20 protein-coding genes are annotated in these 19,775 nt (G+C 72.1%); 9 read left to right on the top strand and 11 right to left on the bottom strand.

The genetic code is table 11. The features are described from left to right. The first annotated feature begins 66 nt into the window (after window positions 1-66). From ABH920_RS45135 to ABH920_RS45120, 4 genes are all read left to right on the top strand, one after another. On the top strand, window positions 67-1,056 hold the full coding sequence (locus ABH920_RS45135; protein WP_370355515.1) for a GNAT family N-acetyltransferase: 990 nt from the start codon (window positions 67-69) through the stop codon (window positions 1,054-1,056). 74 nt (window positions 1,057-1,130) lie between these two features. After that, window positions 1,131-2,225: an exo-beta-N-acetylmuramidase NamZ domain-containing protein gene (locus tag ABH920_RS45130; protein WP_370355514.1), complete on the top strand. Its 1,095-nt coding sequence runs from the start codon at window positions 1,131-1,133 to the stop codon at window positions 2,223-2,225. After that, on the top strand, window positions 2,225-3,661 hold the full coding sequence (locus tag ABH920_RS45125) for a glycoside hydrolase family 3 N-terminal domain-containing protein (protein ID WP_370355513.1): 1,437 nt from the start codon (window positions 2,225-2,227) through the stop codon (window positions 3,659-3,661). The genes ABH920_RS45130 and ABH920_RS45125 overlap by 1 nt, the downstream gene beginning before the upstream one ends. Window positions 3,662-3,684: 23 nt before the next feature. Beyond that, the gene (locus ABH920_RS45120) at window positions 3,685-4,347 is read left to right on the top strand and encodes a class I SAM-dependent methyltransferase (RefSeq protein ID WP_370355512.1); all 663 of its coding nucleotides are present in this window, start codon (window positions 3,685-3,687) and stop codon (window positions 4,345-4,347) included. Between the two features lie 371 nt (window positions 4,348-4,718). Here the strand turns inward: ABH920_RS45120 and ABH920_RS45115 are convergent, their stop codons facing one another. Beyond that, window positions 4,719-5,285 (bottom strand): TIGR03086 family metal-binding protein, encoded by a 567-nt coding sequence (locus ABH920_RS45115; RefSeq protein ID WP_370355511.1) that lies wholly within the window; start codon window positions 5,283-5,285, stop codon window positions 4,719-4,721. Window positions 5,286-5,357: 72 nt separating this feature from the next. Here ABH920_RS45115 and ABH920_RS45110 point away from each other — a divergent pair, with 72 nt between their 5' ends. Together ABH920_RS45110 and ABH920_RS45105 are read left to right on the top strand one after the other, a co-directional pair. After that, window positions 5,358-6,224 carry a DUF6597 domain-containing transcriptional factor gene (locus ABH920_RS45110; RefSeq protein ID WP_370355510.1) on the top strand — a complete coding sequence of 289 codons (867 nt, stop codon included), beginning with the start codon at window positions 5,358-5,360 and terminating at the stop codon, window positions 6,222-6,224. Then, window positions 6,217-6,789: a DinB family protein gene (locus tag ABH920_RS45105; RefSeq protein WP_370355509.1), complete on the top strand. Its 573-nt coding sequence runs from the start codon at window positions 6,217-6,219 to the stop codon at window positions 6,787-6,789. The genes ABH920_RS45110 and ABH920_RS45105 overlap by 8 nt, the downstream gene beginning before the upstream one ends. 2 nt (window positions 6,790-6,791) lie before the next feature. Here ABH920_RS45105 and ABH920_RS45100 read toward each other — a convergent pair whose 3' ends face one another. From ABH920_RS45100 to ABH920_RS45080, 5 genes are all read right to left on the bottom strand, one after another. After that, window positions 6,792-7,187 (bottom strand): DUF2004 domain-containing protein, encoded by a 396-nt coding sequence (locus ABH920_RS45100; RefSeq protein WP_370355508.1) that lies wholly within the window; start codon window positions 7,185-7,187, stop codon window positions 6,792-6,794. 113 nt (window positions 7,188-7,300) lie between these two features. Then, window positions 7,301-9,274 (bottom strand): acetate--CoA ligase, encoded by a 1,974-nt coding sequence (gene acs, locus ABH920_RS45095; RefSeq protein WP_370355507.1) that lies wholly within the window; start codon window positions 9,272-9,274, stop codon window positions 7,301-7,303. 78 nt (window positions 9,275-9,352) lie between these two features. Next, window positions 9,353-9,955, bottom strand: coding sequence for an acetate uptake transporter (locus ABH920_RS45090; protein WP_370355506.1), 603 nt, complete (start codon window positions 9,953-9,955; stop codon window positions 9,353-9,355). A 223-nt stretch (window positions 9,956-10,178) separates the two neighbouring features. Continuing rightward, window positions 10,179-10,946 (bottom strand): DUF899 family protein, encoded by a 768-nt coding sequence (locus ABH920_RS45085; protein ID WP_370355505.1) that lies wholly within the window; start codon window positions 10,944-10,946, stop codon window positions 10,179-10,181. A gap of 103 nt (window positions 10,947-11,049) precedes the next feature. Then, a complete protein-coding gene (locus tag ABH920_RS45080) occupies window positions 11,050-11,949 on the bottom strand; it encodes a LysR family transcriptional regulator (protein WP_370355504.1) in 900 nt (299 codons plus the stop codon). A gap of 83 nt (window positions 11,950-12,032) precedes the next feature. Here ABH920_RS45080 and ABH920_RS45075 point away from each other — a divergent pair, with 83 nt between their 5' ends. Further along, complete coding sequence (locus ABH920_RS45075) at window positions 12,033-13,058, top strand: DMT family transporter (protein WP_370355503.1); 1,026 nt, start codon at window positions 12,033-12,035, stop codon at window positions 13,056-13,058. On the opposite strand, the gene ABH920_RS45070 is transcribed toward ABH920_RS45075, so the two are convergent. Together ABH920_RS45070 and ABH920_RS45065 are read right to left on the bottom strand one after the other, a co-directional pair. Continuing rightward, a complete protein-coding gene (locus ABH920_RS45070) occupies window positions 12,962-13,486 on the bottom strand; it encodes a hypothetical protein (protein ID WP_370355502.1) in 525 nt (174 codons plus the stop codon). The genes ABH920_RS45075 and ABH920_RS45070 overlap by 97 nt on opposite strands. Next, entirely contained in the window at window positions 13,483-14,376 is an 894-nt protein-coding gene (locus tag ABH920_RS45065; protein WP_370355501.1) for a thioredoxin family protein, read from the bottom strand. Before ABH920_RS45065 ends, ABH920_RS45070 begins: the two co-directional genes overlap by 4 nt. A 208-nt stretch (window positions 14,377-14,584) precedes the next feature. Here ABH920_RS45065 and ABH920_RS45060 point away from each other — a divergent pair, with 208 nt between their 5' ends. Both ABH920_RS45060 and ABH920_RS45055 read left to right on the top strand, forming a co-directional pair. After that, window positions 14,585-15,451: an Fpg/Nei family DNA glycosylase gene (locus ABH920_RS45060; RefSeq protein WP_370355500.1), complete on the top strand. Its 867-nt coding sequence runs from the start codon at window positions 14,585-14,587 to the stop codon at window positions 15,449-15,451. A gap of 155 nt (window positions 15,452-15,606) precedes the next feature. Next, entirely contained in the window at window positions 15,607-17,085 is a 1,479-nt protein-coding gene (locus ABH920_RS45055) for an SDR family NAD(P)-dependent oxidoreductase (protein ID WP_370355499.1), read from the top strand. A gap of 55 nt (window positions 17,086-17,140) precedes the next feature. Here ABH920_RS45055 and dapF read toward each other — a convergent pair whose 3' ends face one another. The 3 genes from dapF to ABH920_RS45040 form a co-directional block, all read right to left on the bottom strand. Further along, window positions 17,141-17,971, bottom strand: a complete 831-nt coding sequence (dapF, locus tag ABH920_RS45050; RefSeq protein ID WP_370355498.1) for a diaminopimelate epimerase — start codon at window positions 17,969-17,971, stop codon at window positions 17,141-17,143. Then, window positions 17,961-18,680, bottom strand: coding sequence for a sulfotransferase family protein (locus ABH920_RS45045; protein WP_370355497.1), 720 nt, complete (start codon window positions 18,678-18,680; stop codon window positions 17,961-17,963). The genes dapF and ABH920_RS45045 overlap by 11 nt, the downstream gene beginning before the upstream one ends. A gap of 94 nt (window positions 18,681-18,774) precedes the next feature. Further along, window positions 18,775-19,761 (bottom strand): aldo/keto reductase, encoded by a 987-nt coding sequence (locus tag ABH920_RS45040; RefSeq protein ID WP_370355496.1) that lies wholly within the window; start codon window positions 19,759-19,761, stop codon window positions 18,775-18,777. Between the last annotated feature and the right edge of the window lie 14 nt (window positions 19,762-19,775).

Genomic DNA, 19,775 nt, shown 5'->3' with positions numbered 1-19,775 from the left:
TCAGTTCCTTCCCGCGCGACACCGGTGGTAGGTTTCCACCGTCAGCATGCCTGAAGACGTTAGCAAATGACGAAGAGGGTCGCGATGCGCGAAGCAGTCCCGGAAGACCTGCCGACTCTGCGAGCCCTGGCCCAGACCAGCCTGGTCCACGATTCCGACGCCGAAGCGATCGTAGAGCTGTTGTGGTCCTCCGCCGCCGATGGTTGCCGGATCGTGCTGGAGCGCACCGACGCCGCTGACGACGCCGAAGGCACGGACGCGACTGACGGCACCCGCATCATCGGCTTCGCCCTCGGCTCGCTGCGCCCGGCGCAGGACGCGCTACCGGCCACCGGGCACGTCGAGCTCATCGTCGTCGCCCCCGAGCACCGCGAGCACGGCCATGGCCGCGCACTGCTCGCCGACCTGGAACGCCGCCTCATCGCCGCCGGCGCGACCCGCCTGCGCATCCGCGGCAACCCGCCGCACTTCGCGTGGCCCGGCATCGACATCCGCTACACGCCGGCCGTCTGCATGGCCGCGGCGGCCGGCTACGAGCGCCTCCTGGACTGCAACAGCATGCTGGTCGACCTGGCCGCCGCGGACCTCGCGACCGACAAGGACGAGCAGCGCCTGACCGAGGCCGGCATCGAGGTGCGGCGCGGCCGGCCCGAGGACGAGCGGGCCCTGCACGCCTGGTGCGACGAGGAGTTCGGCGGCACCTGGGGCCGGGAGGCGGCGATGGCGCTGCGCAAGAGCCCGCCGACGCTGCACGTGGCCGTCCGCGACGGAGCGTTCCTCGGCTTCGCCGGACACGGCATGCAGCGCGCCGACATGTTCGGGCCGATGGGCACCGCCGAGGCGGCCCGCGGCCACGGCATCGGCGCCGTGCTCCTGCGCCGCTGCCTGACCGACCAGCGCAACGCCGGGATCACGGTCGCCGAGATCGGCTGGGTCGGCCCGGCCCGGTTCTACTCCAAGACCGTCGGCGCCCGGCTGGGCCGGGTCTTCTGGGCTTTCGAGAAGTCGGTCAACGCCGAGAACTCAGTAGTTGCCGCAAAATCGGTCGCTCCATGACGGTCTCAGGACTCGAACGACTCGTCGACACCGGAAGCGGCCGCGGCATACCGTTTGCCGGACACCGAGTCGGCTTGCTGACCCACCCGGCGGCGATCACCTCCGACGGCCGCCACGCCGCGCACGCGCTGCTGGAAGCCGACACCGACCTGCGCGCCCTGTTCGGCCCCGAACACGGCGTGCTCGGCACGGCGCAGGCCGGCGAAACCGAAGCCGCCGCAACGGATTCCAGCACCGGACTGCCGGTGTACGACACGTACAACCACAGCGTCGAGCACCTGTCCGGGATGCTGGCCGAGTCGCGCATCGACGTGCTGGCGGTCGACCTGCAGAACGTCGGCGCCCGGTTCTTCACCTACGAATCAAGCCTCTACGACGCCCTGGCCGCCGCGGCGCTGGTCGGCGTGCGGGTCTGCGTGCTGGACCGGCCGAACCCGTTGGGCGGCCGCGCGGTCGCCGGGCCGGTGCTGGAGGAGGCGTACGCCTCGTTCGTCGGCCGCGCCCCGATCCCGGTGCGGCACGGCATGACGATGGCCGAACTCGGCCGGCTGTTCGCCGCCCGGCTCGGCGTCGAGGCCCCGGACGTGGTGCCGCTGGCCGGGTGGAACGCCGCCGAGCTGTTCCCGGCGACCGCGCTGCCGTGGGTGCCGCCGTCGCCGAACCTGCCGACCCCGATCAGTGCCCTGATCTACCCCGGCACGTGCTTCCTGGAAGGCACGAACGTCTCGGTCGGCCGCGGCACCACCACGCCGTTCGAGCTCGTCGGCGCGCCGTGGCTGGACCGCGGTTTCGCCGAACGGCTGCGGGCCGCCGCGCCGGCCGGGCTTGCCGGAATCACGGTCCGGGAGGCGTATGCGACCCCTGCGTTCGACCGGTACGCCGGGCAGCAGATCTGCGGCGCCCAGCTGCACGTCACCGACCCCGACGCCGTCGATCCGCTGGCGGTCGGCGTGACCGTGCTGTGCGCATTGCGCGACGGCTGGCTGGGCCGGCTGAGGTTCCGGGACGAGCACTTCGACCTGCTGGCCGGATCCGACGGCCTGCGCACGGCCCTGAATAGGGGCAGCTCCGCCGAGGAGATCCTGGAGTCGTGGCGCGCGCCGGCACTCCGGTTCGCCGAGGTGGAGCGGGAACCGTACCTGTTGTATCCGCGCGATGGAGAGTACTGATGTCAGAGCTCGATGTCCTGATCGCCCGCGTCCTGCAGCCGGGCTTCGTCGGCCCGGCGCTGCCGGACTGGGTGCGGCGGCGGCTGGCCGGCGGGCTCGGGTCGGTGATCCTGTTCGCCGCGAACATCGAGTCGCCGGCGCAGCTGCGGGGGCTGACGGACGAGCTGCGCGCGGAGAATCCGGACGTGTTCGTGGCAGTCGATGAGGAAGCCGGGGACATCACGCGGCTGGAGTTCGCGACCGGCTCCTCCTACCCGGGGAACCTGGCGCTCGGCGCGGTGGACGACGCGGCGCTGACCGAGGCCATGGCCCGCTCGGTGGGCTCCCTGGTGCGCGCGGCGGGGATCGACCTGGACTACGCGCCGGTCGCCGACGTGAACACCGAGCCGCGCAACCCGGTGATCGGCGCGCGCTCGTTCGGCTCGGACCCGGCACTGGTGGCGCGGCACGTCGCCGCGGCGGTGCGGGGGCTGCACGCGGCGGGGGTCGCGGCGTGCGCGAAGCACTTCCCGGGGCACGGCGACACCGTCGTGGACTCGCACTTCGGGCTGCCGACGGTGCACGCCACGCTGGCGGAGCTGCGGCGCGACACGCTGCCGCCGTTCGCGGCGGCGGTCGGGGCCGGGGCGCGCGCGGTGATGGTCGCGCACCTGCTGATGCCCGAGTTCGACGCCGAGCACCCGGCCTCGGTGAGCCCGGCGGTGGTCGGCGAGCTGCTGCGCGGCGAACTCGGCTTCGACGGGCTGGCGGTGACCGACGGGATCGGGATGGCCGCGGTGCGGGAGCGGTACGGGCTCGCCGGTGCGGCGGTGCGGGCGCTGGTCGCGGGGATGGACCTGGTCTGCGTGGACAACAATTCGACGGACGCGGACATCGCCGCGGTGACCGAGGCGATCGCGGGGGCGGTGCGCGACGGGACGCTGGCGGAGGCGCGGTTGGTGGAGGCCGCGGAGCGGGTGGCGGCTTTCGCGGCGTGGCGGCGGGAAGCCCGGGAGGCGCCGGAAGACTCGACAGCCGAGGCCGTGGGCTCACCGGACGACGGTCTCGCGGCAGCCCGCCGCGCTGCCCGGGTCCTGCGTGCCGAACCCGATGCGCTGCCGCTGAAGTCGGCGCCGCACGTCGTCGAGGTCGAACTCCCCCGCAGCCTCGCCACCCCGCTCGCCGACCTGCTCCCCGGCACGACGCACTCGAAGCTCGCCGACACTGCCGCCGACACCGTGCCCGCCGACCGCCCCCTGGTCGTTGTCGTCCGCGGCATCCAGCGCTCGCCCGAGGACCTGGACCGCGTGACCCGCCTGGTGAAGGAGCGCCCCGATACGATCGTGGTCGACCTCGGTGTCGCGCACGTCGATCCCGGCGGCGCGGCGTGGGTGGCCGGCTACGGCGTCTCCCGGGTCTGCGTGCAGGCCGCAGCCGAGGTCTTGGCCGGCAGGTAGCGCCCCGACTGGAGGACCCGAGCATGACCGACCTCGACAACCAGACCTCCTACTGGGACGCCGTCGCCGCGACCAAGCGCTTCACGCATCCGCTGCACGCCGCCTGGACTGATGCGCTCGCCCGGGACATCGCGGTCCTGGACTACGGCTGCGGATACGGCCGGACCATGGCGGACCTGGCCGCGCAGGGGTTCACCGACCTCACCGGCGTCGACAGCTCGGCGGGGATGATCGACCAGGCCCGCGAGCAGCAGCCGGCGATGCGCTTCGCGGTCCTGGACGCCCCGCCGACCGTGCCGTTCCCAGACGGGAGCTTCGACCTGGCCGTCCTGTTCGCGGTCCTCACCTGCATCCCCGGCGACGCCGCGCAGCGTCGGCTGATCGGCGAGCTGGAGCGGGTCCTCAAGCCCGGCGGGCTGCTCTACGTCAGCGACCTGGTGCTGGGCGACGACACGCGCAGCGTCGAGCGCTACGAGCGCTTCGCCCCGACGCACGGTACCTACGGGATCTTCGAGACCAGCGACGGCGCGGTGTGCCGGCACCACCACCCCGACCACTTCGCCGAACTGCTGACCGGCCTGGCCATCGAGGATTCCCGGCGGATCAGCGTCGCCACGATGAACGGGAACGAGGCGGCCGGGATCCAGGTGCTCGCGCGCAAGGCCGCCGCTCGGCGACAGCGCTGATCAGCATCAGGAGATGGTCGATCGCCGCCCGACGAGCCGTCCGCCAGCACGCAGTCTGCGCCAGGTCTTCGAACGACGGCTCGCCGGCCCGCGTACGGCGATCGGGCCCCTCCCCCACCGCGGGTCCCCCGCCCGCACGGCGATCATCAACCACGCGCGGGAGGCTGACCGCCGCTACCGACAGGCACCTCCCGCCCGGACACGGACACGGGCCCGGCCATACCTACCGCCCGGACACGGACACGAGCCCTGCCATGCCTCCCGCCCGGACACGGACACGAGCCCTGCCATGCCTCCCGCCCGGACACGGACACGGGCCCTGCCATGCCTACGGCCCGGCCCCGGACCCGAATCCGGACCCTGCCACCCCGCTACGGCTGCCGCCCCGACACCGCCAGCGCCGTCTCCAGCGCCGTCGCGTCCGGGCCTACCTCCACCTCGGCCGCGAAGCCGTCGTACTGGCGGTACATCTCCGCCGAGGCGGCGACGGCCTTGGCGACCGTCGCCGCGACCTGGTCCGAGACCTGGTACGGCTGCCCGGTCGCGGTGGCGAGGTCCCAGCCGTGCAGGACCATCTCCATCAGGATCATCTCCGCGACCTGCGGGGCCGGGGTCTTGCCGCCGCCGGTGTCGATCTCGCTGTCCCACACCTCGGCCGGGGCCCAGGCGGCCAGGGCGCGGTCCAGCTGCGCGCGGTAGGCGGCGGCGTAGTCGGCTTCGGCGGCGAAGTCGCGTTCGGTCAGTTCCGGGCCGACCTGCTCGCTGCGGGCGCGGCGCTCGAAGGAGTACGAGGTCCACAGGATCAGATGGTTCAGCAACTCCTTGACGTCCCACTGCGTGCACGGCGTCTTGTCGCCGAACCGGCTCGGGTCGGTGCCGGCAACGATGCGCGCGGCCTGGTCGGCCGCTTCGGTCAACTGCTCGTGAACGGTGCTCATACCGCGACGCTACGACCACGCGCGGCGCCCGTCTTGAAGAAACGCGTCAGTGCTCGCCGCTACCCTGATCCCATGTCCGAATCCCAGGTCAAGCCGGTGGCCGACGACAGCCGCGGCATCGTGCGGCCGGCCGCCGCCGGCACCGTGTTCCGCCTGGACCGCTTCCCGCCGACCGGCGGCGCGGCGCGCTTCGTCGACCGGTACTGGCTCTCCACGTGGCGCCTGCCGCCGGGGATCCGGCACGAGCAGCAGGTGCTGCTCCATCCGGTGGTCAACGTGGTGTTCGAGGCGCACGGTGCGCTGGTGTCCGGGGTGGACACCGGGCGGTTCGCGGTCACCCTGGAGGGTGAGGGACGCGCGCTGGGGATCATGTTCCGCCCGGCCGGCTTCGCGCCGTTCTTCGACGGCCCGCTGGCCACGCTCACCGACCAGGACGTCCCGCTGGCCGGCGTGCCGGCCCTGGCCGACCTGGAGGCCCTGCTGGTGCCGCTGGTCGCCGACCTGGACGTGCCGGCCGACGCCATCGCCGCCGCCGCGGACGCCGCGCTGGCCGATCACGTCCCCGCCGAGCGCCAGGACTGCGAGACCACGACCGAGTGGGCCGAGCTGGCGGTGCACGACCGGGCCCTGACCCGCGCCGAGGACCTGGCGTCCGCCGCCGGCGTCGGCATCCGCACGCTCCAGCGCGCCTTCACCGAGCACATCGGCATCGGCCCGAAGTGGTTCCTGCGCCGCTACCGCCTCTACGAGGTCGGCGAGCGCATCGCCCACAACGAGCACGTCGACTGGGCCGCGCTGGCCACCGACCTCGGGTACGCCGACCAGGCGCACCTGACCCGCGACTTCACCGCCGCCTTCGGACTGCCGCCGGCGCAGTACGCGGCGACGGCGCGCGAGACACGCAAGAAGACACCGGATCCAGGAGCTGACCTTGGCTGAGCACGACCCCATCACCCGCGACGTCCTGCGGACCTTCGAAGACGTGCGGTCCCGGACGTTCGCGCGCCTGGAGGGCCTGACCGACGCCGAGTACCTGTGGCAGCCGGTCCCCGACTGCATGACCATCCGCCGCACCGACGAGGGCGTCTACCGCGCCGACTCGCGGCTGCCGAAAGGCCCGGTCAGCCCGGACAGCTCGGACCGCGACGCCGACGACGCACCAGCCCCGGTCACGACCATCGCCTGGCGCATGTGGCACATCGGCTCGGACTGCCTGCGCGGCTACCTGGGCTTCTTCGAGGACGTACCCGCCCTCGGCGACCCCTTCGAATGGCCCGGCACGGCCGACCGCGGCATCCTGGCGATGGAAGAGGACTGGGCCCGCTTCATCGCCCGCGTCGAAGGTCTCGGCGACGAGCGCCTGATGGAACCGATGGGCCCGCGCGCCGGAGAGTTCGCAGACGCGAGCTTCCTGGCGCTGGCGCTGCACGCGCTGGACGAGGTCGCACACCACGGCGGCGAGCTCGGGCTGCTGCGGGATCTGTACCTGCGCGAGGGTGCCTGACCTCAACTCTCCATCGAGATGTCCTCCACCTCGCCGTCGTCGTCCAGCGACACGGCGATGAGGTAGTTGGTGACCTCGGCGCCGATCGAGTAGTCGAGGATGACCCCGGAGTCCTCGGGTTCGGCATCGAGGCAGAACTCGATGCCGACCAGGCTCAGTGCGGCGAGGAAGGGTTCGAGGTCGATCGAGCCGTCCTCGCCGAACACGGCCCCCAACTCGTCGCGATGGTGCTCGGCGTAGAACCGGACCGTGGAATCCGCCTCGGCGAATTCGGCGCGCATCCCGGCCCGCGCCGTGTGGTCCAGCGCTTCCAGGTTCACCCCGTGGCGAGCCAGCCGGCCGAGAGCGGCGGCGTCCACGCGCGCGCCGTCGAAGGTGATGTCGACCTGCATGCTCATCGATCGTCTCCCGAGAAGTCGCCACGCCGAGGCCCGCCCTTGACGAGCGGGCCCCACCGTAGCAACCGGCGCCGACAAGATCCCGGCGCGCGCAGCGTTCGTCGCCGCGTGCCTCAGTCCTCCTCGGCGTGCGGCAGCTTCGTCGAGATCAGGTCCATGACCGTGGAGTCGGCGAGCGTCGTGGTGTCCCCGATCGCCCGGTCCTCCGCGACGTCCCGCAGCAGCCGCCGCATGATCTTGCCGGACCGGGTCTTCGGCAGCTCCGGCACCACGATGATCTGCCGCGGCTTGGCGATCGGGCCGATGGCCTTGCTGACGTGCTCGCGCAACGTCTCGGCCAGCTCCGCGTACTCCTCGTTGCCGCCGCGCAGGATGACGAAGGCGACGATGCGCTGCCCCGTCGTCTCGTCCTTGGCGCCGACCACGGCCGCCTCGGCCACGGCCGGGTAGGAGACGAGCGCCGACTCGACCTCGGTGGTGGAGATGTTGTGGCCGGAGACAAGCATGATGTCGTCGACGCGGCCCAGCAGCCACAGGTCGCCGTCCTCGTCCTTCTTGGCACCGTCGCCGGCGAAGTAGTACCCCTGCTCGGCGAACCGCGCCCAGTACGTCTCGATGAAGCGCTGCGGGTCGCCCCAGATGCCGCGCAGCATCGACGGCCACGGCTTGTCCAGCACCAGGTACCCGCCGCCGCCGTTCGGCACCGGCGTCCCGGTCTTGTCGACGACGTTCGCCGAGATGCCCGGCAGCGGCCGCATGGCCGAGCCCGGCTTGGCCTCGGTGACGCCCGGCAGCGGGGAGATCATGATCGCCCCGGTCTCGGTCTGCCACCAGGTGTCCACCACCGGCGTCCGGCCCCCGCCGATGTTCTCGCGGTACCAGATCCACGCCTCGGGGTTGATCGGCTCGCCGACCGAACCCAACAGCCGCAGGGAGCTGAGGTCGAACTTCGCCGGGATCGCCGAACCCCACTTCATGAAGGTCCTGATGGCCGTCGGCGCGGTGTAGAGAAGCGTGACCTTGTACTTCTGGACGATCTCCCAGAAGCGGCCCTGGTGCGGGGTGTCGGGGGTGCCCTCGTACATCACCTCTGTAGCGCCGTTGGAGAGCGGCCCATAGACGATGTAGGAGTGTCCGGTGACCCAGCCGACGTCGGCGGTGCACCAGTACACGTCCGTCTCCGGCTTCAGGTCGAACACCGCGTGGTGGGTGTACGAAGCCTGCGTCAGGTAGCCGCCGGTGGTGTGCAGGATGCCCTTGGGCTTACCCGTGGTGCCCGACGTGTAGAGGATGAACAGCGGGTGCTCGGAGTCGAAGCCCTGCGCCGTGTGCTCAGCACTCTGCCGGTCCACCGCCTCGTGCCACCACACGTCGCGCGCCGGGTCCCACGCCACCTCGTGCCCGGTCCGCCGGACGACCAGCACCTTCTCGATGGTCGGGGACGCGAGCGCGGCCTCGTCGGCGTTCGCCTTCAGGTTCACGATCGAGCCGCGCCGGTGGTAGCCGTCGGCCGTGATCAGCAGCTTCGCGCCGGCGTCCTCGATCCGGCCGCGCAGGGCCTCCGGGGAGAACGCCGCGAAGCACACCGAGTGCACCGCGCCGATGCGCGCGCAGGCGAGCATCGCGACCGCGGTCTCCGGGACCATCGGCATGTAGATCGCGACCCGGTCGCCGTCGGCGACGCCGAGCTCGGTCAGCGCGTTGGCGGCCTTGCAGACCTCGTCCTTGAGCTCGGCGTAGGTCAGCGAGCGGGAGTCGCCGGGCTCGCCCTCGAAGTGGATCGCGACGCGGTCGCCGTTGCCGGCCTCGACGTGCCGGTCCACGCAGTTGTGGGCGACGTTCAGCCGCCCGCCGACGAACCACTTGGCGAACGGCCGGTCGGACCAGTCGAGGATCTGCGTCCAGGGCCGCTCCCAGTGCAGCCGCCCGGCCTGGGCGGCCCAGAAGGCCTCGCGGTCGGCGTCGGCCTCGGCGTAGGCCTCGGCGGTGACGTTCGCGTGGTCGGCCACGTCCTGCGCGGGGGCGAAGCGGCGGTTCTCCCTGAGCAGGTTGGACAGTGTCTCTTGGTTGACAGCGTTGTCAGTCATGTCTCCCAGCCCCAGTCGTCACGACGGAAGGGAACGAGGACCGCACAGCGGCCCTCGTTCCACGCTATTCCCCCGGGCTCATCGAGGCCAGGTCGGGAACAACTGCTTCTTGTGCGTCTCGTTCGCCACCGACGCCAGCGAGGCGTACCAGGCCGCCAGCGCGGTGATGATGCCGACGAAGCCGCCGATCTTGGTGAACCCGGCCGGGCCGGTGGTGGAGTTCTGCCAGGCCCCGATGGCCAGGAGCAGGAACGTCAGCGTCAGCAGCCCGAACACGGCCAGGATCGCGCCGCTGGTGCGCAGCGCCGCCACCGTCATGTAGCCGGTGAACAGGAACCAGGCGAACAGGTACAGCCCGATCGTCTTGTGCGCGTCCTCGCCGGAGCTCCAGTGCACGATGGCCCAGTAGCTGAGCCAGAACGCGCCGAAGGAGGAGAACGCGGTGGCGCCGAAGGTGTTGCCGCGCCGGTACTCCCACATGCCGGCCAGCAGCTGCGCCAGACCCCCGTAGAACAGGGCCAGGCCCAGGACGACGTCCCCGCCGCCCTTCTCGGAGATGATGTTGGTGTTGAGAACGCTCAGGATGAACGTGGTCATGGCGAATCCGGCCAGGCCCAGCGGGGCTGGATCCGCGATACCCGTGGACGGCGCGGGGGCGGGGGTGTTGGGGGTCTCACTCACGGCAGGTGCGTCCCTTCCCTTGGCTACGGACGCCGCCGGCCCACACCGGCCGCGTCCTTGTCACCGTAGGTAGCGATGCCCCCGGTGGACATGGCGCGGGACCGGTGAACTGGACCATCGGTGCCTGGGGTGCGCTGAACGGTTGCCGCCGCGCGGTGAGTGGGACCCCTGGGGCCGCTGAGTGGCGTCGCAGTTCGAAACAGTGGCGAAACCATCCGGCCGATCAGTGGTGATGACCCTGGCGCCCCAGCGTCTGCTCGGCGGTCGCGCCGGGCCTGCCCCACTGCGGCGCCGGCCGGCCGGTCGGACCCCACGTGGCGTTCCCGTCCACGTCAGTGCGCCAGTACCAGCACGCCCCGTTCCCCTCCGGCCAGCCCTCGGGGTAGTCCTGCCACGCCTCCCGGCGGCCGTACGGCGTCATGTCGAGCAGCGCGAAGGACCCGCTGATCACCTCGGTGCCGCGCCCGGTGGTGGAGTAGGTCATGAAGACCCGGTCGCCTTCGCGCATGTAGCTGGTGACGTAGCCCATGTCACCGCCGGCCGGCCCTTCGACGCCCTGCACCGAGTACCAGGGGTGGCTGTAGCCCATGAACTCGACGAACGGCTCCACTTCGTCCCAGGCGCCGACGGTCACGACGGCCAGCGACACGCCGCGCGCGTTGAGGTAGGCGGTCGCGGCCTGCAGGTGCCAGGCCGCGTAGGTGCAGCCCTCGCACTGCCCCTGGTGCGGCGCGCCGTCCCACCACATGTGCTTGTAGGTGACGAGCTCGTCACGGCCCTGGAACAGGTCCAGGAACGGGACCGGGCCGTCGGGACCGACGACCTTGACCGACCCGTCGAACTCGACCATCGGCAGCCGCCGGCGCTCCGCGGCGAGGGCGTCGGTGGCGCGGGTGTGGGCCTTCTCCCGGACCAGCAACTCGTCGCGGGCGGCCTGCCAGGTGGCCAGGTCGACGACGGGCGGGCGGCCGGCCGGTTCGGTGTTCGCCATGGTGTCCTCCACGCTTTCTCGTGTCGGGGCAGCCTTCAGCGCCGCTCCGTTCAGGAGAACAGACGAGTGGTGTGGCCGAAACTCATCGGTGCCCGCGGTATCGCTATTCCTGCACCTCAGCCGCCGCCGTCCGCAGCTGCGCCACCACCGTGCGCACCGCACGCCGCGCCGAGGCCTCGGGCCGGTACAGCACGTCGATGTGCCGCCGGGCCCGCACCCCGGACAGCGGCCGCAGCACCACCCCGGTGTGCGGCCGCGTCGTCCAGCGCGGCAGCAGCGCGATCACGCCGCCGCCGGCCGCGACCAGCTCGGCGACGACGCTGAACTCGTTCACCCGATGCACCAGCTCCGGCCGCCGACCGGCGGCCGTCCCGATCGCCTCGACCAGCGGCAGCACCGGGAAGCCGTCGTGCACCGACACCCACGGCTCGCCGGCCACGTCGCGCGGCGTCAGCCGTGCCTTGGCCGCCAGCCGGTGCCCGACCGGCAGCGCGATGTCCAGCGGTTCGTGCAGCAGCGGCGTCACCGTGACGGTGCGCGGCCACGGCGGCGCGTGGTCGAACCGGTGCGCCAGCACGAGGTCGTAGTCGCGGGTCAGCTTGGGGAACTGCTCCTGCGCGACGTCCTGGTCGGCCAGCGCCAGACGCGGCGATCCCGGCCCGGCCAGCGCCCGCAACAGCCGCGGGAAGAACACCAGCGCCGCGCTGTGGAACGCCGCGACCGAGACCGTCCCGCTCGGCTCGGCCACGAACTCGTCCACCACCTGCCGGGCCCGAGCCAGCGCCGCCTCGACCTCGATCGCCGCGTCGGCGAGCGCCTGCCCGGCAGCGGTGAGCGTGAGCCGCCGCCCGGAGCGCTCGGTCAGCGGCACCGGGACGCTGCGCTGCAGCAGCCGGAGCTGCTGCGAGACCGCCGACGGCGTGACGAGCAGCGCCTCGGCCACGGCCGCGACGCTGCCCAGCTCGCCGAGTTCACGCAGGATGCGCAGCTGCCGTTCGTCCATGGGGTGACAGTGTAGAGAAACTTCACGGTATGTTGAGAATGACGTTCTCGACTACATCGTGTGTCGAAGCCGAGGATTGCCGCGTGACCTCCGCAGCCCCCAGTCGCCCTGACCACCGCACTGACCATCACACCGACCACCGCACCGACGTGGTCCTCCTGCTCGTCGCGTTCGTCTGGGGCTCCAGCTACCTCGCCGCCAAGTCCGCAGCCGCGGCGACCTCGGTCCTGGCGGTCCTGCTGGCCCGCTACGCGCTGTCGGCCGTCTCCGGCTCGGCCCTGTTGGCCGCCCGCCGCCAGCTGCGCCCGAACCGCGCCGAGCTGCGAACCGGCGCGGTCCTCGGCGTCACCCAGGCCGCCGTGCTGATCATCGAGACCTTCGGCGTGGCCCACACCTCCGCTGCCAACGCGGGCCTCATCATCAGCCTGACCATCATCCTCACGCCGCTGCTCGACCGGCGCGGCGCCGGGCTGCCGGGCCGCTACTTCGCCGCGTCAGGGCTCTGCGTCGTCGCCGTCGGGCTGCTGATGAGCGGCAGCGGCGGCCTGCACACGCCGAGCGTCGGCGACCTGCTGATGCTCGCCGCCGCGGTGGTGCGCGCGGGGCACGTGGCGCTCGTCGGCCGGCTCACCGCCGCCGGCGACATCAGGCCGCTGAGCCTGACGGTCGTCCAGACCTACGTCGGGACCGCGCTGTTCGTCGTCCCGGCCGCCGCCGACCTGCCGAAGCTGGCGCACGCCGGCGCGGGCGCGTGGGCCGAGATGGCGTACCTGGCGGTGTTCTGCAGCGTGTTCGCGTTCGTGGCGCAGACCTGGGCCGTGCGCCGCACCTCAGCCAGCCGCGCGAGCCTGCTGCTGGGCACCGAGCCGGTGTGGGCCGTGGCCGCCGGCGTCGCACTCGGCGGCGAGCACCTGGCAGCGCCGGCCGTTGCCGGAGCGGCGCTGATGCTGGCCGGGACGTACTGGGGTCAGTCGATCGAGCGAGGACACCGGACCGGCCGGACCGGCCGAGCTCACCGGGCCCGCATCGCCGACAGCGCGGAGGCGGTCAACTGCACCGGATGCGAGCTCACCGGCATCAAGCACTCCTGCGCGCTGCACGCGGCATAGCTGACCAGCACCCGCGCCGTGCCGCGGGAGTCCACGTCCACCGGCAGTTCGGTGGTCACCGGGCCGTCGGGGTAGACCGGGAACGTCACATCAGTGCCCTGCATCGACAGCATTCGCACCGGCGACTCGGCGGTCAGCGGACCGCGGCTGCGCAGGGCGCCGTCGACCTCCACGCGCGTGGGACGGCCCAGGCCCTGGATGCCGTCGGCGGGCAGGCCGACACTGTAGAGGTGGAAGCCGGGGCGCTGCGGGGTGAAGGTGGTCAGCAGCTTCGTGCCGTCCGGCGACAGGTGCATCGCGACGTTGACGCCCTGGTCGGTGAAGCCGACGTCGGAGGCGTGCCGGTGCACGGTCGCGGCGAAGGCCAGCGCGGCCAGCACCGGCACGCCGGACAGCGCGGTGACGGTCAGGATGCTGGAGGCCTTCATCGCGCCCACTGGTTCAGCCAGGCCGCCAGGCCCGCCTCGTCGTACTTCGGCTGGCCGACGTGCGCCGAGTCGGCGCGGACGGTGCCGTCGGGGTTCAGGACCACCAGCAGCGGCATGCCGAAGGTGCCCATGGCGTCGTACTGCGTGGCCAGCGCCATGTGCTGCGGGTCGGAGTTGCCCAGGTCGATGTGCACGACGTGGTAGGACTGCGCGAGGACGGCCTGGGCCTTCGGCGTGTGCATCGCCTTGTCCAGCGCCCGGCACGCGGTGCACCAGTCGGCGCCGAAGTCGAGCAGGACGGCCTTGCCGTCCATGCGCGCGGCGGCGACGGCGTCCACGATCTGCGCCGTCGCCGAGGCGGTCGGGTCGTAGGCGAGGTTCGGGTCCTGGGCGTGCGGGTCCTGCGCCGCCGGCGGAGCCGGCGCGGGCCGGGGCGAGGCGGGCACCGCGGCCGAGGCCGCGGGCGCGGCGGCCGGACGCGGCGCGGCGGTGTGCGGGTGCGCCGACTGCGGGGCGACGTCGGTGGTGCTGGAGGGGATGAGGACCGGGGCACCGACGGGGCCGAGGCCGGCGGCGGTGATGCCGGGGGTGGTGCCAGGAGTGCCGAGAGCGCCGGGGACGGCGGCAGGTGCACCGGGGCCGCCGGCAGGAGCGGCGGCACGGGCACCCGGGGCCGCCTGCGGGTTCTGCCCCTGGGCCGCCGCCGGAGCCACCGCGACCGGCGCGGCGTGCACCCGGGCCGCGTGCCCGTCGGCCTGCGACCCCGCCGCGGCCTGCGCGCTGAGGGGCTGCGAGGCGCCGGCCGGCTCCCGTCCCCGATCGGTGCCCGAACAGGCGGCCAGCCCGAAGGTGGCCGAGGCCACGGCGACCATTGACACGCACTTGCGCACGACTGCTCCCGGTTTACTAGCGGATGGCCGGAATCTAGCCAACGCGGCGCGCCAAACCGCAGAACCAGCAGCGCGGCGCGCCCTTTTTCACCCGCCGGACGCACCCCGTCACGTGCCGTGTCGCACACCTCGCCCCGCACCGCATCGCGCACCGCATCGCGCACCGCCCCAGCGAGCGCGGCGCCGCGCCAGCGGGCAGACTGCTGTCATGCCCGAACTGCCGGAGGTCCAGGCGCTGGCCGCGTTCCTGGACGAGCACCTCGCCGGACACACCGTCGCGGCGGCCACACCGGTCGCCATCCACGCGCTCAAGACATACGACCCGCCGCTGTCGGCCCTGGAGGGCCAGGTCGTCAGCGGAGTGGGACGCCACGGGAAGTTCCTCGACATCAGCGCCGGCGACCTGCACCTGGTCCTGCACCTGGCGCGCGCCGGCTGGGTCCGCTGGCAGGAGGAGCTGCCGACGACGCCCCCGAAGCCCGGCAAGGGGCCACTGGCGCTGCGCGTACGCATGGAGGAGCCGGCCGGCAGCGGCATCGACGTGACCGAGTACGGCACGAAGAAGGGGCTGGCGGTCTACGTCGTCCGCGACCCCAACGACGTCCCGGGCATCGCGCGCCTGGGCATCGACCCCCTCTCGGAGGAATTCACCGTCGACGTACTCCGCGGCCTCCTGGACGGCGAGCGCCGCCAGATCAAGGGCGTCCTGCGCGACCAGAGCGTCCTGGCCGGCATCGGCAACGCCTACTCCGACGAGATCCTGCACGCGGCGCGCATGTCCCCCTACAAACTGGCAGCCAAGCTGACGCCCGAAGAGGTGGCCAACCTCTACGAGGTCACCCTCAGCACCCTCAACGACGCCGTCGAACGCTCCCGCGGCCTCCCGATGAAGGACCTGAAGGCGGAGAAGAAGTCGGGCCTGCGCGTCCACGGCCGCACCGGCGAGAAATGCCCGGTCTGCGGCGACACGATCCGCGAGGTCTCCTTCGCCGACTCGAGCCTGCAGTACTGCCCGACGTGCCAGACCGGTGGCAAGCCGCTGGCCGACCGGCGGCTTTCGCGGCTGCTGAAGTAGCGGTCTGGTGCGGCTGCGAGCGCGCCGCGCACGATCGGACCATGCGCACCGGCCGTAGATCATGACCGGTAGAATCGCTCGGGTTTCCCTCCAGCAGTCCCGGCCGTCCGCCCGACCGGCTCCCCGGCCCGTTTCCAGAAAAGAGCCGGCAGGCGATGAACGCAGGACCCGACACGACCGACGCCGCCGAGGCCCACGCCGGGATAGACCCCGAGCGGATGCGCCTGGTGTTGGCGGCACTGTCCGAACTCAGCGAGCTGCCGCTGGACCATCCGCAGGCCATCGAGCTGCGCAGGGCGACCTCCGAGGTGTACCGGGAGGTCAAGCGGCGGCGCCGTCAGGAGAACCGGACGGCGAAGACGACCAACGACCGTGCCGTCACCGAGCGCACCGCGACTGGCGCGGCCACCCGGATCGACGACGAGACGCAGGGCGTGCAGCTCGCCAGCGGGACCGCCTCCGCCATCGCCGGGATCCTGGAGCGGCCGCGGTCCTGTTACGTCTGCAAGACGCGCTACGTCGAGGTCGACGCGTTCTACCACCAGCTGTGCCGGCGCTGTGCGGCCGAGAACCGGGCGCGCCGCGACGCGCGGACCGACCTGACCGGCCGGCGCGCGCTGCTGACCGGCGGCCGGGCCAAGATCGGGATGTACATCGCGCTGCGGCTGCTGCGCGACGGCGCGCACACCACGATCACCACGCGCTTCCCCAACGACGCGGTCCGCCGCTTCACCGCGATGCCGGACAGCGGCGAGTGGCTCCACCGGCTGCACGTCGTCGGCCTCGACCTGCGGGACCCGTCGCAGGTCATCGCGCTCGCCGAGACGGTGAGCGACGCCGGGCCGCTGGACATCCTGATCAACAACGCCGCGCAGACCGTCCGCCGGTCCCCGCACGCCTACCAGGAGCTGATCGACGCCGAACACGCGCCGCCGCCCGCCGGCGAGCTGCCCGGCGTCACCACCCTCGGCCGCTTCGACATGAGCCGGCAACCGATGCTCCCGGTGCCCCGACAGGCCGGCCCGCGCCGCAAGCAGCTCACGCCGCAGGCGCTGACCGCCCTCGCCCTGACCTACGGCTCCGCCACCCCCGCGCTGATCGAGGCGGGCACCGCGATCGACGCCGGCGGCCTGGTCCCGGACCTCGACGACGCCAACAGCTGGAGCCACAAGGTGGAGCAGGTGGACCCGATCGAGCTGCTGGAGGTCCAGCTCTGCAACGTGACAGCGCCGTTCATCCTGGTCAGCCGCCTGCGCGCGACGATGGCCGGATCGGCCGCCCGGCGCAAGTACGTGGTCAACGTCTCCGCGATGGAGGGCCAGTTCGCCCGCGGCTACAAGGGCCCCGGCCACCCCCACACCAACATGGCCAAGGCCGCCCTCAACATGCTGACCCGCACCAGCGCCCGGGAGATGCTGGAGCAGGACGGCATTCTGATGACGGCGGTGGACACCGGCTGGATCACCGACGAGCGGCCGCACCCGGACAAGGCGCGGCTGCACGACGCCGGCTTCCACGCCCCGCTCGACCTGGTCGACGGCGCCGCACGCGTCTACGACCCGGTGGTGCGCGGGGAGGCGGGCGAGGATCTGTTCGGGGTGTTTCTCAAGGACTACCGACCGCACCCTTGGTGAGGCTCGGAACGGCGAGCTCCGCTCACGGCCTTGTCCGGCACCTCACACGGGCACCTCACACCGGCACCGTCCCGGCGAACACCCGCGCCACCGACCCCGTCGACGTCAGGGCGACGAAGGGCGGTCCGGTGCCGACGATCCGCACGGACAGTGGATCCGCGGAGCGGTTGTGCACTGCGACGCGGTCCGGGATCGGCAGGCCCAGTGTTCGGGCGACCACGGCGCAGGCCACCGCGCCGCTGGCGCAGGAGAGGGTCTCCGCCTCGTTGCCGCGTTCGTAGGTGCGCACCCTGAGGCCGTCGGGCCGGAGTTCGGCGAAGCTCACGCTCGTGCCTCCGGGGGCGAAGTGCGGGTGGTGGCGGATGGCGGGGCCGATGGTGGCCATGTCGATCCGGTCCACGTCGTCGACGAACGCGACCGCGTATTCGGTGCCGGTGTCCACGGTGTGGAAGTCGAAGCCGCCGAAGCCGTCGAGGTGGATCGGGCCGACGGTCACGGCCGGCTGCGGCGAACTGAGCTCCACGGTCTCGCCGCCGGGGCCGAGGCGGGCTTGCAGGGTGTGCATCCGGTCTCGGCCGAGGGTGACAGACAGCTGCGAGCCGCCGTCCTCGCGCAGGACGTGGAACGCGGCGCAGCGCGCGCCGTTGCCGCACATCTTGGCGACGGAGCCGTCGGGGTTGAAGACGGTGAGCCGTACCTCGTCCGCACCGGTGCGGCGGACCACCAGGACGCCGTCCGCGCCGATGCCGGTGGCCGGGTGGCAGGCCGCGACGGCGAAGGCGGCGGTGTCCGGCGGTGGCGGGTCGCGGTCGGCGTCTAGCAGGACGAAGTGGTTGCCGGCCGCGACGAGTTTGACGAACTCCACCTCGCGCCGCTCAGTCGGCATAGGCCATGATCCGGTCGTAGAACGGGAGGTGGTAGTCGTAGAAGGATCGCAGGACGGAGTTGTTCTCGATCGTGTCGGGGTAGCTCTTGGGCTTGGCCTGGAAGCCGTTGCTGTCGATCACGTCGAGGTGCCAGCCGCGGTAGAGCTGCCATTCCGGCCGGTCCTGGGCCTCCCAGGTGAGCGCCTCGGGCAGGTAGGGAAGTCCGGTGTATTCGCAGAACCTTGCGACCGTCGTCTTCGGGTCTTCCAGCAGGCGTTCCGAACCGAGCACCAGCGGTTGGGTGCCGGTGGCGGCCCAGAGCCGTTCGAAGAGTTCGAACTGCCGCTCGTAGCCGATCTCGGGGCTGGTCACCGTGGGTTTCATCGCGTAGTGGGAGGCGATGGTCTGCGCCGGGTGGCGGACGATGAATGTGTGGACGAAGGAAGCGAACCGCTCCGGATGCTCGTAGAGATACGGGTACCGATGGTCGAGGACTTCCTTGACGAACACCGGCCGCTCCCGGCCCTCCTCGGTGAGCAGATCGATGAGCTCCTGGTCGGAGCGCACGGTCTGCCGGCGGTCGCCGGCGAGCGCCACGGTGACCTGCCCCTGCTCGGTGAGGCCGAGCCAGGGTTCGTGGACGACGGTGACGTCGCCCCTTTCGATCATCATCCGCAGGAACGCCGTCGACATGGAACGCGAATGCGCCCACATGGCGATCACAGTCATCGTTGATACCCCGGATTCTCCAGACGTCTTGCTCCGAACGGCCACTTCCCGGCGACCCGCCGCCGCATCACCCGAGTCACCCGAGTCACCCGGATCACCCCGACCACCAGGCCGGCACCCGGTCCCAGCGGTGCGGGCGAAGGGTGCGCACGAGTTCGGGATCGAGCCGCTGGCCGTCGCTCATCGCCAGGTTGCGCCGCACATGCTCCAGCTTGCGCATGCCCGGGATCACGGTGGTGACCGCGGGATGGTCCAGAGCGAAGCGCAAGGCGAGCTCCGGAAGGGTCATCCCCTCGGGAACGTCCGGCTTGAGCCGGTCGACGCGCTCGACGGTCGGCTTGAGGTTCTCCGGGCCGAAGTAGGTGGCACGCCAGTCCTCTTCGGGCCAGGTGCTGTCGACGGTCAGCGTCCCGGTGAGAGAGCCCTCGTCGAAGGGCACGCGGGCGATGACCCCCACGCCGGCGGCCTGCGCACGGTCGAACAGCTCGTCCTCCGGCGCCTGGTCGAAGATGTTGTAGATGACCTGGACCACGTCGATCAGGCCGGAGTCGATCGCGGCCAGACAGTTGGCGGGCTCCCAGCGGTTGACGCTGATCCCGAACGAGGCGACCAGGCCCTCGTCCTTGAGCTCGCGCACGGTGTCCTGCCACTGGGGGTCGGCGGCCCAGCGGTCCTCCCAGACGTGGAACTGCATCAGGTCGATGCGGTCCACGCCGAGGTTGGTCAGGCTGCGCCAGGTGTAGTCCCTGACGTGCTCGCGCGGGAACACGTCCTCGAGGGTGTCGTCGGGACCGGGAGGCCAGGCGCGGTTCTTGGGCGGGATCTTCGTCGCCACCCGCAGGGTGCGGTCGCGGTGCCGGCGCAGCGCGGCGCCGAGCATCAGTTCACTGATCCCGCGGCCGTAGGCCCAGGCCGTGTCGAAGAACGTGCAGCCCAGGTCGACCGCCTCGTCCAGGCAGCGGGGCGCGAGCTCGTAGTCGGCGCCGGAGGCGAACCCGCCGGCGCCGCCGGCGATGCCCCACATGCCGTAGCCGATCTCGCTGACCGGCCAGCCGAGGCGGCCGATGGTGCGATATTGCATCTGTGTGTCCTTAC

The organism is Catenulispora sp. EB89, from assembly GCF_041261445.1.
GTDB lineage: Bacteria > Actinomycetota > Actinomycetes > Streptomycetales > Catenulisporaceae > Catenulispora.
This window is presented reverse-complemented; position numbering and strand designations above follow the sequence as displayed.

Coding starts and splice junctions, on each gene's coding strand:
- ABH920_RS45135 (WP_370355515.1), top strand. CDS start 67: ATGACGAAGAGGGTCGCGATGCGCGAAGCAGTCCCGGAAGACCTGCCG.
- ABH920_RS45125 (WP_370355513.1), top strand. CDS start 2,225: ATGTCAGAGCTCGATGTCCTGATCGCCCGCGTCCTGCAGCCGGGCTTC.
- ABH920_RS45120 (WP_370355512.1), top strand. CDS start 3,685: ATGACCGACCTCGACAACCAGACCTCCTACTGGGACGCCGTCGCCGCG.
- ABH920_RS45115 (WP_370355511.1), bottom strand. CDS start 5,285: ATGAGCACCGTTCACGAGCAGTTGACCGAAGCGGCCGACCAGGCCGCG.
- ABH920_RS45110 (WP_370355510.1), top strand. CDS start 5,358: ATGTCCGAATCCCAGGTCAAGCCGGTGGCCGACGACAGCCGCGGCATC.
- ABH920_RS45100 (WP_370355508.1), bottom strand. CDS start 7,187: ATGAGCATGCAGGTCGACATCACCTTCGACGGCGCGCGCGTGGACGCC.
- acs (WP_370355507.1), bottom strand. CDS start 9,274: ATGACTGACAACGCTGTCAACCAAGAGACACTGTCCAACCTGCTCAGG.
- ABH920_RS45085 (WP_370355505.1), bottom strand. CDS start 10,946: ATGGCGAACACCGAACCGGCCGGCCGCCCGCCCGTCGTCGACCTGGCC.
- ABH920_RS45080 (WP_370355504.1), bottom strand. CDS start 11,949: ATGGACGAACGGCAGCTGCGCATCCTGCGTGAACTCGGCGAGCTGGGC.
- ABH920_RS45070 (WP_370355502.1), bottom strand. CDS start 13,486: ATGAAGGCCTCCAGCATCCTGACCGTCACCGCGCTGTCCGGCGTGCCG.
- ABH920_RS45060 (WP_370355500.1), top strand. CDS start 14,585: ATGCCCGAACTGCCGGAGGTCCAGGCGCTGGCCGCGTTCCTGGACGAG.
- ABH920_RS45055 (WP_370355499.1), top strand. CDS start 15,607: ATGAACGCAGGACCCGACACGACCGACGCCGCCGAGGCCCACGCCGGG.
- dapF (WP_370355498.1), bottom strand. CDS start 17,971: ATGCCGACTGAGCGGCGCGAGGTGGAGTTCGTCAAACTCGTCGCGGCC.
- ABH920_RS45045 (WP_370355497.1), bottom strand. CDS start 18,680: ATGACTGTGATCGCCATGTGGGCGCATTCGCGTTCCATGTCGACGGCG.
- ABH920_RS45040 (WP_370355496.1), bottom strand. CDS start 19,761: ATGCAATATCGCACCATCGGCCGCCTCGGCTGGCCGGTCAGCGAGATC.